This window comes from Actinosynnema sp., assembly GCF_052038725.1.
In genome coordinates this window covers 1-17,101 of sequence record NZ_JBQGCX010001368.1, presented here as the reverse complement: position 1 = coordinate 17,101, position 17,101 = coordinate 1, and the positions used below count along the sequence as shown (strand labels likewise).

Sequence of the window (17,101 nt, the reverse complement as noted above, 5' to 3'; positions counted from 1 at the left end):
ACCCCCTCCCGCCCACCGGAACCCCGAGCCCCGTCCTCCCGCTCCACCCCCCGAACCGGGTAAGCTCGCTCTCCGGGGTGGACGGTTGTCCCCGATGGGGCCGAAAGTCCCGACTCACACCAACTCCGGTCGGCTAAGCGGGGAATCTCCCTCGGCGGGACCCCGAAGCCCTTACGGTCAGGGGCCATGACAGGCACAGGCAACCCGGCTGTCGTCGTGTCCGACGTCCGCCAGGACCGGGTCGGCGGGCGCAGTGCGCTCGACGGCGTCTCCTTCACCGTCGCCGAGGGTGAGTTCTTCGGCCTGCTCGGGCCCGCCGGGTCCGGCAAGACCGCGCTGCTCGAAGTCCTCGACGGCCTGCGCCGCCCCGACTCCGGTCGGGTGGAGCTGCTCGGGGTCGAGCCGTGGCCGCGTGACGAGCGGCTCGCGCACCGGGTCGGGATGCGGCCCCAGGTCCCCTCCTTCTTCGACGGCATGGCCGCGCTCGACCAGGTCATGACGTTCGGCGCGCTGCGCGGCGTCGGGGTCACCGAGGCGGTGCGGGCGCTCGACCTCGTCGGGCTCGCGGGCAAGCTCGACGTGCCCGAGTACCGGATGACGGCCGCCCAGCGCCAACTGCTCTCGCTCGCCTGCTGCCTCGCCCACGACCCCGACGTGCTCCTGCTCGACGAGCCCACCGCGGGCCTCGACCCGACCGCCCGCCGCCACGTGTGGGACGTCCTGCGCACCGTCCAGGCCAGCGGCAAGACCGTCGTGTGCGCCACCGGCCACCCCGACGAGGCCGAGATCCTCTGCGACCGGGTCGCCGTCCTCGACCACGGCCGGGTCCTCGCCGCCGACACGCCCGCCGCCCTCGTGCGCGGCCTCGGCGCGCCCACGCTGGTCATCCTGCCCTCGGGCGAGATCAGCGCGCGCGACGCGCAGGCCATCACCGGCGTCGACCGCGCCCGCGAGATCGGCTCCTCGCTCGTCATCGCCACCCGCCGCCCCGGCCAGGTCCTGTCGGCGCTGTCCGCGCACTGCCCCACCGACGGCTTCCAGGTCCGCACCCCCGCGCTGGAAGACGTCTTCCTCGGCCTGACCGGCCGCGAGTACCCGGTGGCCGCCGACCCCCAGGCGGGGTGAAACACGTCATAACTGACAATGGGGACATGCTCTCCAGCCCCGTCGGTCGGTTCCGCCTCCTCGCGTTCGCCGAGGCCGTCTCCTGGGCCGGGCTCCTGCTCGGCATGTTCTTCAAGTACGTGGTGGTCGAGAACGAGCTCGGCGTGAAGATCTTCGGACCGGTCCACGGCGCGATCTTCGTCGGCTACCTGCTGGTGACCCTGATGATGTCCGACCGCTGGTCCAAGGGCACCCTCGCGGTCGCGGTGCTGGCCTCCATCCCGCCCTTCGGCACCGTCCTCTTCGAGCGCTGGGCGCTGAGGAGCGGCAAGCTGGCCGAGCAGCCCGCCGACGGCGCGACCGCTCAGGACTCCGGCGCCCCCGCGGCCTGACCGGCGCCCCCCGCAGCGGCTCGGGCCACCGCCCCGGCCGCTGCCCGCGCGTCCGCGAGGGCCCGCTCCACGTCCCCCTCGTGGTACACCCGCTCGGACCGCTCGATCCCGGCCAGGAACCCCGCGTACACCTCGGCCGCCACCAGGTGCACGGCCGACCGCGCCTGCGCCAGCGCCGCCACCGGGTCGCTGCAGGGGAACGCCTCCCGCCACCCCTCGAACCACACCCGCTCCGCCAACCCGCCCAGGCCCACCGGCAGCGAGCCGAGCATCCGCGCCGCGTCGAGCGCCGGATTGCCCCGGTGCGCGTCCGCCCAGTCCAGGACCACGCCGGACGAGCGCCAGTTCCCGCAGTGGAAGTCCCCGTGCAGCAGGGTCTCCGGCAGCCCGTGCGAGCCGATCGCCACGTCGCGGCGGCGCAGCGCGGCCAGGTCCGGGCTCCCGGCCAGCGCGACCTGCGCGGCGGTGAAGCGCGGCAGCACGGCCCGCAGGTCCGCCGACGTGGTCTCCCAGCAGTCGTGGCCGCCCGCGTCCGCGCTCAGCACCCGGCCCGGCGCCGACGCCAGCACGCGCGGCGCCAGGTCCGGCGCGACCCCGGCCACCAGCGCGATCACGGCGGCCTCGTCCGCGAGGAACGGCGGCGTCGCCTTCAGCCACACCGGACCGGACGCGGTCGGCAACCGGTACACGCACGACAGGTTCCAGGTCTTCACCTGCACGGCCGGGCCCGTCCTGGTCACCACGCCGTCCGCCCAGCCCACCAGCGCGCGCGGACCGCCGGGGCGCGCCCACGGCAGGCGCAGCGGGTCCTCGGGCAGCTCCGGGTCGGGGGAGCGCAGCAGCAGGCCGCGCGTGGGCACCCGGTCGACCTCCACCAGGTAGGTGACCCGCCCGTCCCTGGTCCGACCACCACCCGCGACGGACACCAGCCGCAGCACCGCCGAGGTCACGCCCAGCACCGCGTCCAGGTGCGCGGTGACCGGCTCCACGTCGTTCCACCACGGACTGGAGGGGACCTCGAAGGACAGGGAACCCAGGTGCTGCCCCGCGTGCTCGACCAGCACCACCGCCTCGCGCATGACGGTCAAGGTAGGAGCGGACGGGGCGGAGGAGAAGAGATTAACGCGGGTGGGGGAACGGCGATCGGGGGAACGGGCGGTGGGCGACGGTGGACGGGTGAGCGGATCGCTGGACGGCGAGGGCCCTGGGACGAAGGACTGAGGGGACGAAGGACTGCGAGGGGCGCGGTGGCGGGGTCCTCGGCGCGGCCGGAGCCTGCTCGGTCGCGCTGCGGCGCGGCCGAGGGGGTGAGCGGCCCACCCAGCGGTCACCTGACGACCGCCCGGCGACCGCCCGACGACCGTCCCGCCGCTCAGTCCTCGAAGTCCCCGGCCGCCCGCCGGACCTTCGACAGCAGCTCCGTCAGCTGCTCGGTCTGCCGCTCGGTCAGCCCGTGGATGCCGAAGTTCACGTCGATCACGGCCTTCGTCGCCGCCTCGCGCCGCTCGTGCCCGGCCTCGGTGAGCTGGATCAGCGTGGTGCGCCGGTCCGTCGGGTGCGGGGTGCGGCGGACCAGGCCGTCGGCCTCCAGGCGGTCCACGATGTTCGTCACGCTCGTCGGGTGCAGCTGCAGGCGCTCGCCCATCACGCGCATCGGCACGCTGCCCGACTTGGAGAACGTCAGGAGCACGAGCGCCTCGTAGCGGGCGAACGTCAGGTTGTGCGGTTTGAGGGACGCGTCCACGGCGGACTGGATGATTTGCTGTACCCGCATGACGCTCGTCACCGCCGCCATCGACGGGGACGGCCCGATCCGCTTCTCCCACAGCTCGGCGGCGCGCGCGATGGGGTCGAAGGGGAGTGGCCGGTGCGTCATGACCCGAAGCTACCAGTGGGTACCGGGAACCGTTCAGGAGGCAGTTGTGCTCGTCGCGTTCAGCGTCAGCCCGCTCGGCGGGGAGTCGGACAGCGTCGCGGAAGCGGTCGCCGAGGCGGTCAGGGTGGTGCGCGAGTCGGGGTTGCCCAACGAGACCAACGCGATGTTCACGCTCGTCGAGGGCGAGTGGGACGAGGTGATGGACGTCGTCAAGCGCGCCACCGAGGCGGTGCGGGCGCGGGCGCCCAGGGTGAGCCTGGTGCTCAAGGCCGACATCCGGCCGGGGCACACCGGGCAGATGACCGCCAAGGTCGACCGGGTCGAGCAGCACCTGGCCGCGGACCCCGAGGGGGAGCGGGGATGAGCGACAGCGGAGCGGCCCGGCGGTTATGGCTGCGGTACGAGCCGTACCACGCCGTCACGTACTTCACGCCGGAGAGCAAGGCCGCGGCCAGGGAGCTGGGCTGCGCGCGGCACTGGACCGGGTACTTCGGGATGCGGGCCGCGCCGCTCGGCGCGGCCCTGCCCGAGGTGGTCGCGGCGTCCTTCTACAGCTTCCACCCGGACGTGGTCGCCCGGTTCGTGCCGACGGCCTGGGACGACGCCGCCCCCGCCGACTTCCTCGCCGCCCGGCTGCGCGGGGTCGACGGGGCGCTGCGCAGGCTCCTCGACCCCGCGCCCACCGACCTGGACGGCGGGCGCGCCGCGCTCGACCTCGGCGACCCCGCCACCAGCGCGCACCTGGCCGAGGCCGCCGACCTGGCCTGGGCCGCCGCCGAGGCCGCACCGGTCGCCGGGCGCCCGCTCGCCGCCGCGAACCGGGCGCTCGGCAGGCCCGACGAGGCGCACCTCGCGCTGTGGCAGGCGACGGCGGTGCTGCGCGAGTCCAGGGGGGACGGGCACGGGGCGGCGCTGGTCGCGGCCGACCTCGACCCGTGCGAGGCGCTGGTCCTGTTCGCCGCCCACCGCGCGCTCGACCCGGCCCGGCTGCGCCTGGCGCGCGGCTGGTCGCCGCAGGAGTGGGCCGACGCCGAGGACCGGCTGGCCGAGCGCGGCCTGCTGGAGCACGAACCCGCCGAGGCCGAACCGGTCACCGGCTACGCCCGACCCGCCGCCGAACCGGCCGGGCGGGAGCACCCCGCGCCCGGCGGGAGCGCCCCGAAGCCGCCGGGTGACCGCGCCGAAGCCACGGGCAGCCCCACCACCCCCGCCCCCGAGCGCCGCGTCGTGCTCACCACCGCCGGGATCGCCCTGCGGGAGCAGGTCGAGCGGGTCACCGACGCCGTCGCGGAGCGGCCGTGGCGGGTGCTCGGCGTCGCGGGGACCACCCGGTTGAGCGACTTGCTCACCCCGCTCGCCCTGACCATCGGGGCCCGCAACGAGGTGATGCGCGACAACCCGATGGCGATCGACCCGGTCCGCGACCTCACCGACTAGGAGTCGTGCCAGGATGGGAGCGTGACAAGGCCAGACCCTCGCAAGACCGCAGCACTGTCCGCCGCGCTGTCCGGGGCGGTCGACCTCGGCGCGATCAAGGCGCGGGCCGACGCGGCCCGGCAGCGCGCCGCGGCGCCGCCCCCCGGCGCGCCCGCCGCTCCCGGAGCCGCCCCCGGCGGCGCACCGAGCCAGTGGGTCGTCGACGTCACCGAGGCCACCTTCCAGCCGGTGGTGGAGCGCTCCCTGGAGATCCCCGTCGTGGTCGAGCTGACCGCGTCGTGGAGCCCCGAGGCCGGGCAGCTCTCCCCGGTGCTGGAGCGCCTGGCCGAGGCGGGCGGCGGCGCGTGGCTGCTCGCCAGGGTGGACCTGGACGCCAGCCCGCGCATCGGCCAGCTGTTCGGCGTGCAGTCGGTGCCCACGGTCGTCGCGGTCGCGGGCGGCCAGCCGATCGACGCGTTCGCCGGTCCGCTGCCCGAGGCCGAGATCGCCCAGTGGATCGACCGCCTGCTCGACGCCCTCCGCGACCGCCTCCCCGGCATCGCGGCGGCCGAGGCGAACCGGGGCGCGCCCGCGCCGGAACCGGAGGACCCGCGCCTCACCGCCGCCGAGACCGCCTTCGAGGAGGGCGACTTCGCCGCCGCCGAGGCCGCCTACGAGGCGATCCTGTCCGCCGAGCCCGGCAACGCCGAGGCCAAGGCGGCGCTCGCCCAGGTCCGGTTCACCGCGCGGGTCGAGAGCCTGGACCCCGCCGTGGTGGCCACCGCCGACGCGAACCCGGACGACCTGGAGGCGCAGCTCGCCGCCGCCGACGTGCAGATCGTCAACCAGGAGGTCGAGCAGGCGTTCCAGCGGCTCGTGGACACCGTCCGCCGGGTCTTCGGCGACGACCGCGACAAGGTGCGCAACCACCTGATCGCCCTGTTCGAGCTGTTCCCGGCGGACGACCCGGCCGTGGCCAAGGCCCGCCGCAACCTCGCCAGCGCGCTCTACTGACCGCCCGGCACGACCGGACCGGGACGACCGGAACGGCACGACCAGACCAGTGAGGGCCGCCGGGGAAGATCCCCGGCGGCCCTCGGCGCGTCAGAAGAACCCGGCCCTCAGCTCCCGTACTTGCGCGTGCACAGCCCGGAGCCCTCGAAGAACCCGTCGCGGAACGCCTCCACCCGCGCGAACCCGGACGGCACCGAGGAGCCGTTCACGTCCGCCGCGATCAGGCTCCCCTCGGCGAGCAGCTCGGCCACCGCCTCGTCCAGGTCGCCCGAGGACAGCCGCAGCTCCACGCCCTCCTTGTTCGTCGTCCCGGCCCAGTACCCGGTCAGGCAGGCCGTGCGCAGCCCGGCGGCGGGACCGGCCAGCGCGTACCCGGTGGCCTTCTGGATCGACAGCGCGTACCGCGACGCGATCTCGGCGAACGCCGCGAAGTCCCCGATGCCGCCCGCCTGCCCGCGCTTGGTCGGGGTGCCGATCGTCACCAGCTCGACCAGGTCCACGGCGATCTCGTTCGTCGACGGGCAGTACGACGCGGGCAGCGTCTCCTCCGCGTCCGCGCAGTCGACCATGGTCTCCTTGAGCGCGGGCGGGGTGGCCCCGCTCTGCTTGTAGGCGTCGCGCAGGCTGGCCTCCAGCTTGTCCAGGACCTTCCGCTCGCCGACCGGCAGGTTGCCCATGCCCGCGCCGGAGTCGGTGTCCTTCGCGCTGAACCGCTGCTGCGTGATCCGCTCCTGGATCTCCGCGTCGTCGATCTGCGAGCACCGCTTCGGGTCGCCCGCGAAGCCGAACTGGAACGCGGTGACCCGGTCGAACGCGCTGCCGTGCGCCCCGCGCTTCTCGGCGCTGGTGCCCGCCGCGTCCTTGATGAAGAACATCGTCTGGAGCACCTGGTTCAGGCCCGGCCCGGTGGAGATCCGGAAGTGCTCGGACTTGCCCTCGGCGACCCAGCGGAAGAAGTTGCCCGCGTAGCAGTCGGCCTGCTGCTCCTTGACGATGCTGCTGGTGGCCTGCGTGACGCCGCCGTCCGGGCCGAGCTTGTACTGGATCGCGTGGCCCATCTCGTGGGCGAGCACGGTCACCACGGCCATCGGCCCGAACGCCTCGTGCAGCATCGGCAGCAGGTCGCCCCGGTCCCAGGCGATGCTGTCGTCCAGCGAGCAGTAGAACGCGTTGGGCACGCCCGCCGTGTTGATCCGGCAGATCTCGACGCCCCGCCCGGTCGAGTCGTAGGAGACCAGGCGCTTGACGGACTCGAACTCGCGCCCGCCGAAGTTCTTCGGCAGCTGCTCGGCCCAGTACTGCTCGACGTCGGCCAGCGCGTTGATCGCCAGCCGGTCCATCTCGCCGCCGTCGCCGTTCTCCACCCGCAGGTCCGCGTCCGGCACCCCCGGCTTGGGGCCGCTCTCCCCGGTGGTGATGTCCAGACCGGACACCTTCGACGCGTCGGGCGGCATCATCCGGCCCTGCCCCGACACCACCTCGGTGCAGCCGCTGAGCAGAGCGGCCACCGCCAGCGCCGCGACGAGCGCCGCGCCCTTGCCCGTCCGTCGAGCCATGATGCCCAAGCCCCGTCCAGATCCGCGCCAACCTGACAACCGGGCCACAGGCCCCGCTCCGCGCACCCTACTTCGCCCCCAGTCCACTCCGGGCGGGAGTCAGGAACGCGGTGTCCTCCGACACAGCGCGTGCCGGACCCGCGCCAGGGCCGCCGATAGCTCCGCGCCCAACAGGGTGATCATTCACCCAGGGGTGTGAGGTTTTGGAGAGCGTCCGGGCGCGGGGCGCACCCGGAGTGCGAGCGCGGCGGCCGTGGTCCCGCTACTCGACCCGACGGCCGCCGAGCCGCCGGTCCGGGCCCGTCAGGCGATCCCGCACTTCGAGAGCCCTTCGAGCACCCCGGTGCGGAACACCTCGACCCGCTTGAACCCCGGCCCCACCGCAGCCCCGCCCTCGGCGTCGCGGCCCGCGTAGTCGTGCGCCAGCAGCACCTGCACGGCCTCGTCCAGGTCGCCGGGGGAGAGGCCGAAGCCCTGCTGCCTGGTGAACACCTCGCGGGTGTACGCCCCGGCCAGGCACAGCGCGTTCTCCGCCGCCCCGTCGCCCGCCACCGGCTTGCCGGTGGCGGCCAGCGCGGCCAGCCCGTACCGGCTGGCCAGCAGCGTGCCGGTGGCGTAGTCGCCGATCCGGGCGTGCAGCTTCGGCAGCTCCTCGTTCACGTCGATCTCGACCGCCGCGTCGGCCGGGCAGAACGCGATCGGCCCCTGGTCGCCCGCGCAGTCCGGCTCCTGCTCCACCGTGGTGATCCTCGGCGCGACCCACCGCCCGCCTGCCTGCTGCACCGCGGCCTGGTAGTAGGCGTCCAGGTCGGGCAGGACGCTGTCGAGCATGTCCGCGAACGGCAGGTTCCCGCCCCGGCTCTGGTCGGCGGCGGTGGTGAACGACTGCTGGGTGAACGGCCGGTTGTCCACGGTCATGGCCGCGCAGAACTTCGTGCCCTGCTGGTAGCCGTCCTGGAACGCCGACACCCGGTCGAACGCGTTGCCGTGCGCCGACCGGTCGGCGGCGGAGGTGCCCACCGGGTCGCGGAAGGTGATCAGCGCGCCGAGCGCCGAGTCCAGCGACTCGGTCCCGATCGACAGGTGCTCGGCCTGCCCGTCGTTGACCCACTTGAGGAAGTTGCCCGCGTAGCAGTCGGCCATCGCCTCGGTGAGGATCGTCGGGTACCTCTCGGGCTGCCTGCGCTCCAGCTCCTGCGTGATGCCCATCCGCCGCTGCACGGCGTGGCCCATCTCGTGGGCGAGCACGATCACCACGGCCGAGTCGCCGAAGCTGTCCTGGAGCACCGGCAGCAGCGCGGCCCGGTCCCAGGCGATCGCGTCGGCGCTCGGGCAGTAGAACGCGTTGCCCTCCACGTCCAGCGCCTTCTCGGTGCACGGCGGCGGCTTGGCGGACTGGCTGCTGGTGTCCACCGAGTAGTACCCGCCCGCCAGCTCCTTCCAGTCCTGGCCGAAGGTCTCCGGGAAGGCGGACTTCCAGAACTGCTCGACGTCGGTGATCGCGGCGGCGGCGAGCTGGTCGATCGGGCTGCCGTCGGCGCCCCGGATGAACGAGGTGTCGACCGTGCCCCTGGTGACCCCCTCGCCCGCGACGGGCCGCCCCGGCACGGGCTGGGTGCAGCCGCTCACCACGGCCACGAGGGTGATCAGCACGGTCACGTCCGCCAGCCGACCGGATGAGCGCAGCATGGGGCCCATTGTGCCCCGTTCGGAGGCTCCGGGGGAGCGGACCGGGAAGACCCGGAGACGCGGAACGGCCGGGAGGCCACCTGCGCCTCCCGGCCGTTCCCCGTCGTCCCGGCTGCCTCAGACCGGCTCGGGGTCGGCCTTCGCGGGCCTCACCGCGGGCTCGACCTCGGCGGGCTCGACCTCGGCGGGCGGGACCTCGGCCGGCACGACCTCGGCGGGTGGCACGACCTCCACCTCGGGCAGCTCGTCCAGCACCGCCTCCAGCACCACCGCGCCCTCGGCGCCGTCCGCCAGCACCGCCTCCGCCGCCTCGACCGCGGCCTCCTCCGGCCCGTTCTCCGGAGCCAGCCACAGCACCCCGTTCGGCGGCAGCTGGAGCACCGCCGACGTCGGCCGCCCGTGCCACGGCGACCCGTCCGCCTCGACGCCGCCCAGGTTGCCCACCCCGGAACCGCCGTAGTGCCCCGAGTCCGTGTTCAGCACCTCGCGCCACCGGCCGCGCACCGGCAGCCCGACCCGGTAGTCGTGGTGCGGCTGCCCGGAGAAGTTCGCCACGCACGCCAGCAGCGAGCCGTCCTCGCCGATCCGCAGGAAGCTCAGCACGTTCCCGCCCGAGTCGTTCGCGTCGATCCACGAGAAGCCCTCGGGCTTGGAGTCGGCGCTGTACAGCGCGGGCGAGGCCCGGTACACCCGGTTCGCGTCCGCCACCAGCCTGCGCACGCCCGCGTGCAGCGGCTGCTCCAGCAGGTGCCAGTCCAGCGACTTCGACTCGGACCACTCCGCGGGCTGCCCGAACTCGCCGCCCATGAACAGCAGCTGCTTGCCGGGGTGCGCCCACATGAACGCCAGCAGGGCGCGCAGCCCCGCCGCCTTGTTCCAGTCGTCGCCGGGCATCCGCTGCCACAGCGAGCCCTTGCCGTGCACCACCTCGTCGTGCGAGAGCGGCAGCACGAAGTTCTCGCTCCACGCGTACACCAGCGAGAAGGTGATCTCGTTGTGGTGGAACGAGCGGTGGATCGGCTCGCGCGAGAGGTAGTGGAGCGTGTCGTGCATCCACCCCATGTTCCACTTGAACCCGAAGCCCAGCCCGCCCAGGTGCGTCGGCCGCGACACGCCCGGCCACGCCGTGGACTCCTCGGCGATCATCACCACGCCGGGGTGCCGCCGGTACACCGTCGCGTTCAGCTCCTGCAGGAACCGCACCGCGTCCAGGTTCTCCCGGCCGCCGAACTCGTTCGGCAGCCACTGCCCGTCCTGCCGCGAGTAGTCCAGGTACAGCATCGAGGCCACCGCGTCGACCCGCAGGCCGTCGAGGTGGAACTCCTCGATCCAGTACAGCGCGTTCGCGACCAGGAAGTTGCGCACCTCGTTGCGCCCGAAGTCGAACACGAGCGTGCCCCAGTCGGGCTGCTCGCCGCGCCGGGGGTCGGCGTGCTCGTACAGCGGGGTGCCGTCGAACTTCGCCAGCGCCCACGCGTCCTTCGGGAAGTGCGCGGGCACCCAGTCCACGATCACGCCGATGCCGCGCTGGTGCAGCACGTCCACGAAGTGCTTGAAGTCGTCCGGCGAGCCGAACCGCGAGGTGGGCGCGTAGTAGGAGGTGACCTGGTAGCCCCACGACCCGCCGAACGGGTGCTCGGCGATCGGCAGCAGCTCCACGTGCGTGAAGCCCGCCTCGGTCACGTAGTCCGCCAGCTCCTGCGCCAGCTCCCGGTACCCGAGCTTGCGCCCGTCCTTCTCCGGCCGCCACGACCCGAGGTGCACCTCGTAGACGCTCATCGGCGCGTTCACCCACTGGGTGGCGTCACGCCTGGCCTCCCACTCGGCGTCGTCCCACGCGTACAGCGACTCGGTCACCACCGAGGCGGTCTGCGGGGGCGTCTCCGTGGCGAACGCCATCGGGTCGGCCTTCTCGTGCCACACCCCGTCCGCGCCCAGGACGCGGAACTTGTACCGCGAGCCCACCGGCAGGTTCGGGACGAACACCTCCCAGATCCCGGTGTTGCCCAGCGAGCGCAGCGGGTTCGCGCGGCCGTCCCAGCCGTCGAAGTCGCCGCACACCCGCACGCCGCGCGCGGTCGGCGCCCACACCGCGAACGACACGCCCCGCACCACGCCCGCGGGGGTGTCGTAGCTGCGCGGGTGCGCGCCCAGCACGTCCCACAGCCGCTCGTGGCGGCCCTCGGCGATCAGGTGCAGGTCAAGCTCGCCCACGGTCGGCAGCCACCGGTAGGGGTCGTCCACCTCGACGACGTGCCCCCGGTAGTCCACCTCCAGGCGGTAGTCGCCGCCGGGGTGCTCGGGCAGCTCGCCCGCGAACAGCCCGTCGGCGACCCGGTCCAGCTCGAACCTCTTGTCCCCGACCAGCACCGACACCGCGCTCGCACCCGGCCGCAGCGCGCGGGCGACCGCGCCTCCTCCGGCGCGGTGCACCCCCAGCACCGAGTGGGGGTCGTGGTGCGACCCCGCCAGCAGCCGGTCGACGTCCTCGGGCTGGATCGCACTCACGTCCCGCTCACGCTCCTTCTCCGGTGATCCGGGCGATCGACGACAGCGGAACCGTCAACCACTCCGGTCGGTTGGCATGTTCGTAGGCGACCTCGTAGACCGCCTTGTCCAGCTCGAACGCCCGCAGCAGCGGACCGCGCTCGCGCGGGTCGCCCACGGCCGCCGCCGCGGCCTCCGCGTAGCCCTCGGTGAACGCGGCCCGGTTGCGCCGCGCCCACTCCAGGGCGCGCCTGGTCAGCTGCTCGTCCTCGGGCTGCCCGACCAGCAGCTGGTGCGCCGCGTAGTCGAACGACCGCAGCATCCCCGCCACGTCCCGCAGCGGCGAGCGCAGCGCGGTCCGCTCCGCCAGCGGCGCGCCGGGCTCGCCCTCGAAGTCGATGACCAACCAGCCGTGCACGGTCCGCAGCACCTGACCGAGGTGCAGGTCGCCGTGGATGTGCTGGATGGCGATCGCGCCGGGGGTGTCCCGCGCCTGGTCGAACGCCTCGCGCAGCGCGGGCGCGTACTGCTCCAGCTCCGGCACCGAGCCCAGCACCAGGTCCAGCCTGGCGTGCATGGCCCGCACCGAGCGCTCGATGTCGTCGGCGTCCGCGACCTGCGCGCCCAGGGCGCGCTCCAGGTCCGCGTGCACCCGCGCCACCGCCGCGCCCAGCCTGCTCGCCTCGCCCGCGAAGTCCCCGCCCACCTCGTTCGGGTGCAGGTCCCCCTCGGCCATCAGGTCGCGCACGCTCGTGGTGGCCATGGCCCAGCCGTCCACCGCGTCCGGGAGGAACTGCTGGAGCATCCCGAACGTGGTGCGCTCGCCCTTGACCTCGCCGCTGATCGACCCGAGCGGCCGGGCGATGTGCTCGCAGCCCACCTCGTGCAGCGCCCGCTGGAGCACCAGGTCCGGGTTCTCGCCCAGGGTGAGCTTGCGGAACAGCTTCAGGATGCACTGGCTGCCGAACACCACCGAGGTGTTCGACTGCTCCGAGGTGATCGGCCTGCCGCGCAGGCCCTCCGGCACCTCGACGCCCGGCTCGGTCCGGAACTCCAGGCCCTCGACGGTGTCACCGCGCGCGATCCCGTCCAGCAGCAGACCGGTCAGCTCGGCGTCGCCGGTGGCCTCGAAGCCCTCCAGCCGGTCGCTCACCACCAGCTGGTACGGGTCGAGCCGGTCGGCCTGCTCGACCTCCACGACCAGGTGCACCAGCAGCGGGTCGTGCGAGAGCACGGTGCTGCGCAGCGGGCGCACGGCGTCGACGGGCCGGTCCTTGCCGCCGAACCAGCGCTGCGCGGGCAGCCAACCGGTCAGCTCCGCGACCACCTTGTCCACGAGCTCCTGCGGTTGCGTCACGTCGCGTCACCTGCTGCTTTCGCCGTCGTCGCCCGCCGCCACGAGCTGGAACCAGTAGAAGCCGTGCCCCGGCAGGGTGAGCAGGTAGGACAGCTCGCCGATCTGCGGGAAGCGCACCCCGCCGGTCAGCTCCACCGGGCGCAGCCCCCGGTGCTCGCCCAGGTCCAGCTCGACGGGCTGCGGGAACCGGGACAGGTTGTTCACGCACAGCACGATGTCCTCCTGGCCGTCCGGCCGCCGGAACCGGCGCCGGTAGGCCAGCACGCTCGGGTTCGAGCCGCCCAGGTCGTCGAAGTCGCCCTCCGCGAACGCGTGGTGCTGCTTGCGGATCTCGATCATCCGCCGGGTCCAGTTCAGCAGCGAGGACTGGTTGTTCAGCTGCGCCTCGACGTTGAGCGCCTGGTAGCCGTACACCGGGTCCATGATCACCGGCAGGTACAGCCTGCCCGGATCGCAACCGGAGAAGCCCGCGTTCCGGTCGGGCGTCCACTGCATCGGGGTGCGCACGCCGTCGCGGTCGCCCAGCCAGATGTTGTCGCCCATGCCGATCTCGTCGCCGTAGTACAGCACCGGCGAGCCGGGCAGCGACAGCAGCATCGCGGTGAACAGCTCCTGCTGGTTCCGGTCGTTCTCCAGCAGCGGCGCCAGCCTGCGGCGGATGCCGATGTTCGCCTTCATGCGCGGGTCCTTGGCGTACTCCGCGTACATGTAGTCGCGCTCCTCGTCGGTGACCATCTCCAGGGTCAGCTCGTCGTGGTTGCGCAGGAAGATGCCCCACTGGGCGCCGTCCGGGATGCTCGGCGTCTGGGCCAGGATCTCCGAGATCGGGAACCGGGACTCGCGCCGCACCGCCATGAAGATGCGCGGCATCAGCGGGAAGTGGAACGCCATGTGGCACTCGTCGCCGCCCACCTCGGCGTCGCCGAAGGACTCCACCACGTCGGCGGGCCACTGGTTCGCCTCGGCCAGCAGCACCCGACCGGGGTACTCGTCGTCGATCACCTTGCGGCAGCGCTTGAGGAAGTCGTGCGTGCGCGGCAGGTTCTCGCAGTTCGTGCCCTCCTGCTCGAACAGGTAGGGCACGGCGTCCAGGCGGAACCCGTCGATGCCCAGGTCCAGCCAGAACCGCAGGATGTCGAGCATCGCCTCCTGCACGTCCGGGTTCTCGAAGTTGAGGTCCGGCTGGTGCGAGAAGAACCGGTGCCAGAAGAACTGGCCGCGCACCGGGTCGTACGTCCAGTTCGAGGACTCGGTGTCCACGAAGATGATGCGCGCGTCCGCGTAGCGCGAGTCGTCGTCGCTCCACACGTAGTACTCGCCGTACGGGCCGTCCGGCTCGGCGCGCGACTGCTGGAACCACGGGTGCGCGTCCGAGGTGTGGTTGAGCACCAGGTCGGTGATCACCCGGATGCCCCGGCGGTGCGCCTCGTCCAGCAGGTACACGAAGTCGTCGACGGTGCCGAACTCCGGCAGCACCGCCCGGAAGTCGCTGATGTCGTAGCCGCCGTCGCGCAGCGGCGAGGCGTAGAACGGCGGCAGCCAGAGGCAGTCGACGCCGAGCCACTCCAGGTAGTCCAGCCGCGAGGCCAGACCCCTCAGGTCGCCCGTGCCGTCCCCGTTCGAGTCGGAGAAGGCGCGCACGAGCACCTCGTAGAACACCGCGCCCTTGTACCAGGCCTGGTCGCGCGGCACCTCCCTGGCCGATTTGAAGTCCTCGGCCTGGGGTTCGACCAGCAGCCCGTCGGCACCGATGGCCTCACCGGTGTGCGGGATGCCGTCCAGACCGAGTGCCGCGTCGGGTCGGGGTTCCTCGTCGTGCATGATGCTCCACCTCGTCCCACCTCATCGGGGGTACGCTCGACCGCCCCCCGCGTTCCGCGCGACGCGGGGGGTACTGCGCTAACCGGTGATCGCTAGCCCGCGAACCTGCGCTGCACGGCGACGATGTGCGCCGTCGCCCGCCAGGGTTCGAGCTTCACGTAGTTGGCCTGACCCCAGTCCCACGTCTCGCCGGTGACCTCGTCGTGCGCGATGAGGCGCTCGTGCCAGTCGATGCCGAGAGCGGGCAGGTCGAGCCGGATGGTCCCCTCCTGGGCCCCGTTCGGGTCCAGGCTGACCACCACGACGATCGTGTCACCGGTGGCCGGGTCCTGCTTGGAGTAGGCGATCAGGGCCGGGTTGTCGACTTCGTGGAAGCGCAGCGTCCGCATCTGGCGCAGCGCCGGGTGCGCCCGCCTGATGCCGTTCAGCTTGCGCAGCCACGGTTCCAGCGAGCGGCCCTCGGCCACCGCCGCCGCGTAGTCGCGCGGCCGGAGCTGGAACTTCTCCGTGTTCAGGTACTCCTCGCTGCCCGGCTTGAGCGCCTCGTGCTCGAACAGCTCGTAGCCGGAGTACACCCCCCAGGTCGGGGACAGCGTGGCGGCCAGCGCCGCGCGCAGCGCGAACGTGCCGGGACCGCCGTGCTGGAGCGACTCGTGCAGGATGTCCGGGGTGTTGACGAACAGGTTCGGCCTGGCCTCGTCCCAGTGCGCGAGGTGGTCCAGCGCGAACTCGGTCAGCTCCTCCTTCGAGGTGCGCCAGGTGAAGTAGGTGTACGACTGGGTGAACCCGAGCTTGGCCAGCCCGTACAGCCGCGCCGGACGGGTGAACGCCTCGGCCAGGAACAGCACGTCCGGGTGCCGGTCCTTCACGGTCCAGATCAGCCACGCCCAGAAGTCCGGCGGCTTGGTGTGCGGGTTGTCGACCCGGAAGACCTTCACCCCCAGGCCGACCCAGTGCAGCACGACCCGGAGCACCTCGTTGTAGATGCCCTGCGGGTCGTTGTCGAAGTTGACCGGGTAGATGTCCTGGTACTTCTTCGGCGGGTTCTCCGCGTACGCGATCGTGCCGTCCGGGCGGGTGGTGAACCACTCCGGGTGCTTGAGCACCCACGGGTGGTCCGGCGCGGCCTGGAGCGCGAGGTCGAGCGCGACCTCCATCTCCAGCTCGGCGGCGCGCGCCACGAACGCCCTGAAGTCCTCCTCGGTGCCCAGCTCGGGGTGGATCGCGTCGTGCCCGCCCTCGTCCGAGCCGATCGCCCACGGCGAGCCGCAGTCGTCCTCGGTCGCGGTCAGCGTGTTGTTGGGGCCCTTGCGGTTGACCCGGCCGATCGGGTGGATCGGCGGCAGGTACACCACGTCGAAGCCCATCGCGGCCACCCGGTCCAGCTCGCGCGCGGCGGTCACGAACGTGCCGTGCACGGGGACGCCGGACTCGTCGACGCCGCCGGTGGAGCGGGGGAAGAACTCGTACCAGGAGCCGAACGCGGCCCGCTCCCGGTCCACCCAGACGCGGTGCTGCTTGCCCTTGGTGACCAGCTCCCGCACCGGGTGCTCGTGCATGACCCGCCGCACGTCGCCCGCCAGCGCCGGGGCGACCCGCTCGGTCAGCGGCCTGGTCTCGTCGCGCAGCGCGGCGGCGGCGTTGGACAGCAGCGGCTTCTCGCGGCGCCGGTCCGGCCTTCGGGAGACCCGGTCGAGCAGCCGCGCGCCGGTCTCCAGGTCGTTCGCCAGCTCGTCGGCGCCCTGCCCCGCGGCGACCTTGACCTCCACCGCGTGCAGCCAGGTCGACCACGGGTCGCTCCAGGCGTCGACGCGGAAGGTCCAGGCCCCGGTGGTGTCGGGCGCGATCACGGCAACCCAGCGGTCCAGGCCGATCCCCTCGGGGGCCATCCTGGTCTGCCTGGCGACGCGGTCGTCCGGCCCGCGCCACACGACGGTGGCCGCCACGGCGTCGTGGCCCTCGCGCCACACCGTGGCCCGGACCGGGACGTGCTCGCCGACCACGGCCTTCGCCGGGTAGCGCCCGCAGCTCACCGCTGGGGAGACGTCGTCGACACCGAGTCGTCCGCTCATCGGCAGCGCCCCTCTCGCCTTGATGTGAAGCGCCCCCGCACTGCGCAGCAGCGCGAGACCACGAACCGTCCCACCGCGGCCCCGTGCTGCGGCTCAGCCGGTGCGGCTCCTCCGCCTGGGCCGTGCCCCGCCAAGTCTGCACTCCTCGAACAGGGCGCTCATCACCGGGACTCCTGTGCATTACTACCCGGTGCGGATCGATCACACACTCGGCGATCGGGTGCATCTCGTGATCCTCGCCTCAGTCTCGCTGTTCCGGGTGGCCGCCGGATCACGGCGGGGTGAACGGCGTCCTTCGTCCGCGCGTCCTCCCGCCC

Annotated in this window: 13 protein-coding genes; 5 read left to right on the top strand and 8 right to left on the bottom strand. The window is 73.1% G+C overall.

Annotated features, from left to right (window positions below; translation table 11 throughout):
- Positions 1-186 precede the first annotated feature (186 nt).
- Positions 187-1,125: an ABC transporter ATP-binding protein gene (locus ACTUAL_RS28925; RefSeq protein ID WP_096496735.1), complete on the top strand. Its 939-nt coding sequence runs from the start codon at positions 187-189 to the stop codon at positions 1,123-1,125.
- A 26-nt stretch (positions 1,126-1,151) separates the two neighbouring features.
- Positions 1,152-1,496 carry a DUF3817 domain-containing protein gene (locus tag ACTUAL_RS28920; RefSeq protein WP_440902454.1) on the top strand — a complete coding sequence of 115 codons (345 nt, stop codon included), beginning with the start codon at positions 1,152-1,154 and terminating at the stop codon, positions 1,494-1,496.
- Here the strand turns inward: ACTUAL_RS28920 and ACTUAL_RS28915 are convergent.
- Together ACTUAL_RS28915 and ACTUAL_RS28910 are read right to left on the bottom strand one after the other, a co-directional pair.
- Positions 1,469-2,575, bottom strand: a complete 1,107-nt coding sequence (locus ACTUAL_RS28915) for a phosphotransferase (RefSeq protein ID WP_440902453.1) — start codon at positions 2,573-2,575, stop codon at positions 1,469-1,471. The two genes, ACTUAL_RS28920 and ACTUAL_RS28915, sit on opposite strands and share 28 nt — an antisense overlap.
- Positions 2,576-2,868: 293 nt before the next feature.
- Complete coding sequence (locus ACTUAL_RS28910; RefSeq protein ID WP_096496732.1) at positions 2,869-3,372, bottom strand: MarR family winged helix-turn-helix transcriptional regulator; 504 nt, start codon at positions 3,370-3,372, stop codon at positions 2,869-2,871.
- 46 nt (positions 3,373-3,418) lie between these two features.
- Between ACTUAL_RS28910 and ACTUAL_RS28905 the strand changes: the two genes are divergently transcribed.
- The 3 genes from ACTUAL_RS28905 to ACTUAL_RS28895 are packed head-to-tail and all read left to right on the top strand — an operon-like array spanning position 3,419 to position 5,802.
- Entirely contained in the window at positions 3,419-3,736 is a 318-nt protein-coding gene (locus tag ACTUAL_RS28905) for an MTH1187 family thiamine-binding protein (protein WP_096496731.1), read from the top strand.
- Entirely contained in the window at positions 3,733-4,809 is a 1,077-nt protein-coding gene (locus ACTUAL_RS28900) for an SCO6745 family protein (protein WP_440902452.1), read from the top strand. The genes ACTUAL_RS28905 and ACTUAL_RS28900 overlap by 4 nt, the downstream gene beginning before the upstream one ends.
- Before the next feature lie 21 nt (positions 4,810-4,830).
- The gene (locus tag ACTUAL_RS28895) at positions 4,831-5,802 is read left to right on the top strand and encodes a co-chaperone YbbN (protein WP_440902451.1); all 972 of its coding nucleotides are present in this window, start codon (positions 4,831-4,833) and stop codon (positions 5,800-5,802) included.
- 107 nt (positions 5,803-5,909) lie between these two features.
- On the opposite strand, the gene ACTUAL_RS28890 is transcribed toward ACTUAL_RS28895, so the two are convergent.
- The 6 genes from ACTUAL_RS28890 to ACTUAL_RS28865 form a co-directional block, all read right to left on the bottom strand.
- Positions 5,910-7,397 carry a neutral zinc metallopeptidase gene (locus ACTUAL_RS28890; RefSeq protein WP_440902455.1) on the bottom strand — a complete coding sequence of 496 codons (1,488 nt, stop codon included), beginning with the start codon at positions 7,395-7,397 and terminating at the stop codon, positions 5,910-5,912.
- Between the two features lie 264 nt (positions 7,398-7,661).
- A complete protein-coding gene (locus ACTUAL_RS28885; RefSeq protein WP_440902450.1) occupies positions 7,662-9,047 on the bottom strand; it encodes a neutral zinc metallopeptidase in 1,386 nt (461 codons plus the stop codon).
- Positions 9,048-9,164: 117 nt separating this feature from the next.
- Complete coding sequence (gene glgB / locus ACTUAL_RS28880; protein WP_440902449.1) at positions 9,165-11,555, bottom strand: 1,4-alpha-glucan branching protein GlgB; 2,391 nt, start codon at positions 11,553-11,555, stop codon at positions 9,165-9,167.
- A 7-nt stretch (positions 11,556-11,562) separates the two neighbouring features.
- Positions 11,563-12,891: a maltokinase N-terminal cap-like domain-containing protein gene (locus ACTUAL_RS28875; protein ID WP_096496727.1), complete on the bottom strand. Its 1,329-nt coding sequence runs from the start codon at positions 12,889-12,891 to the stop codon at positions 11,563-11,565.
- A gap of 6 nt (positions 12,892-12,897) precedes the next feature.
- Positions 12,898-14,712 carry a maltose alpha-D-glucosyltransferase gene (treS, locus tag ACTUAL_RS28870; protein WP_440902448.1) on the bottom strand — a complete coding sequence of 605 codons (1,815 nt, stop codon included), beginning with the start codon at positions 14,710-14,712 and terminating at the stop codon, positions 12,898-12,900.
- A gap of 92 nt (positions 14,713-14,804) precedes the next feature.
- Positions 14,805-16,784, bottom strand: coding sequence for a maltotransferase domain-containing protein (locus ACTUAL_RS28865; RefSeq protein ID WP_440902447.1), 1,980 nt, complete (start codon positions 16,782-16,784; stop codon positions 14,805-14,807).
- Positions 16,785-17,101: the final 317 nt, after the last annotated feature.

Coding starts and splice junctions, on each gene's coding strand:
- ACTUAL_RS28915 (WP_440902453.1), bottom strand. CDS start 2,575: ATGCGCGAGGCGGTGGTGCTGGTCGAGCACGCGGGGCAGCACCTGGGT.
- ACTUAL_RS28910 (WP_096496732.1), bottom strand. CDS start 3,372: ATGACGCACCGGCCACTCCCCTTCGACCCCATCGCGCGCGCCGCCGAG.
- ACTUAL_RS28920 (WP_440902454.1), top strand. CDS start 1,152: ATGCTCTCCAGCCCCGTCGGTCGGTTCCGCCTCCTCGCGTTCGCCGAG.
- ACTUAL_RS28900 (WP_440902452.1), top strand. CDS start 3,733: ATGAGCGACAGCGGAGCGGCCCGGCGGTTATGGCTGCGGTACGAGCCG.
- ACTUAL_RS28925 (WP_096496735.1), top strand. CDS start 187: ATGACAGGCACAGGCAACCCGGCTGTCGTCGTGTCCGACGTCCGCCAG.
- ACTUAL_RS28865 (WP_440902447.1), bottom strand. CDS start 16,784: ATGAGCGGACGACTCGGTGTCGACGACGTCTCCCCAGCGGTGAGCTGC.
- treS (WP_440902448.1), bottom strand. CDS start 14,712: ATGCACGACGAGGAACCCCGACCCGACGCGGCACTCGGTCTGGACGGC.
- ACTUAL_RS28885 (WP_440902450.1), bottom strand. CDS start 9,047: ATGCTGCGCTCATCCGGTCGGCTGGCGGACGTGACCGTGCTGATCACC.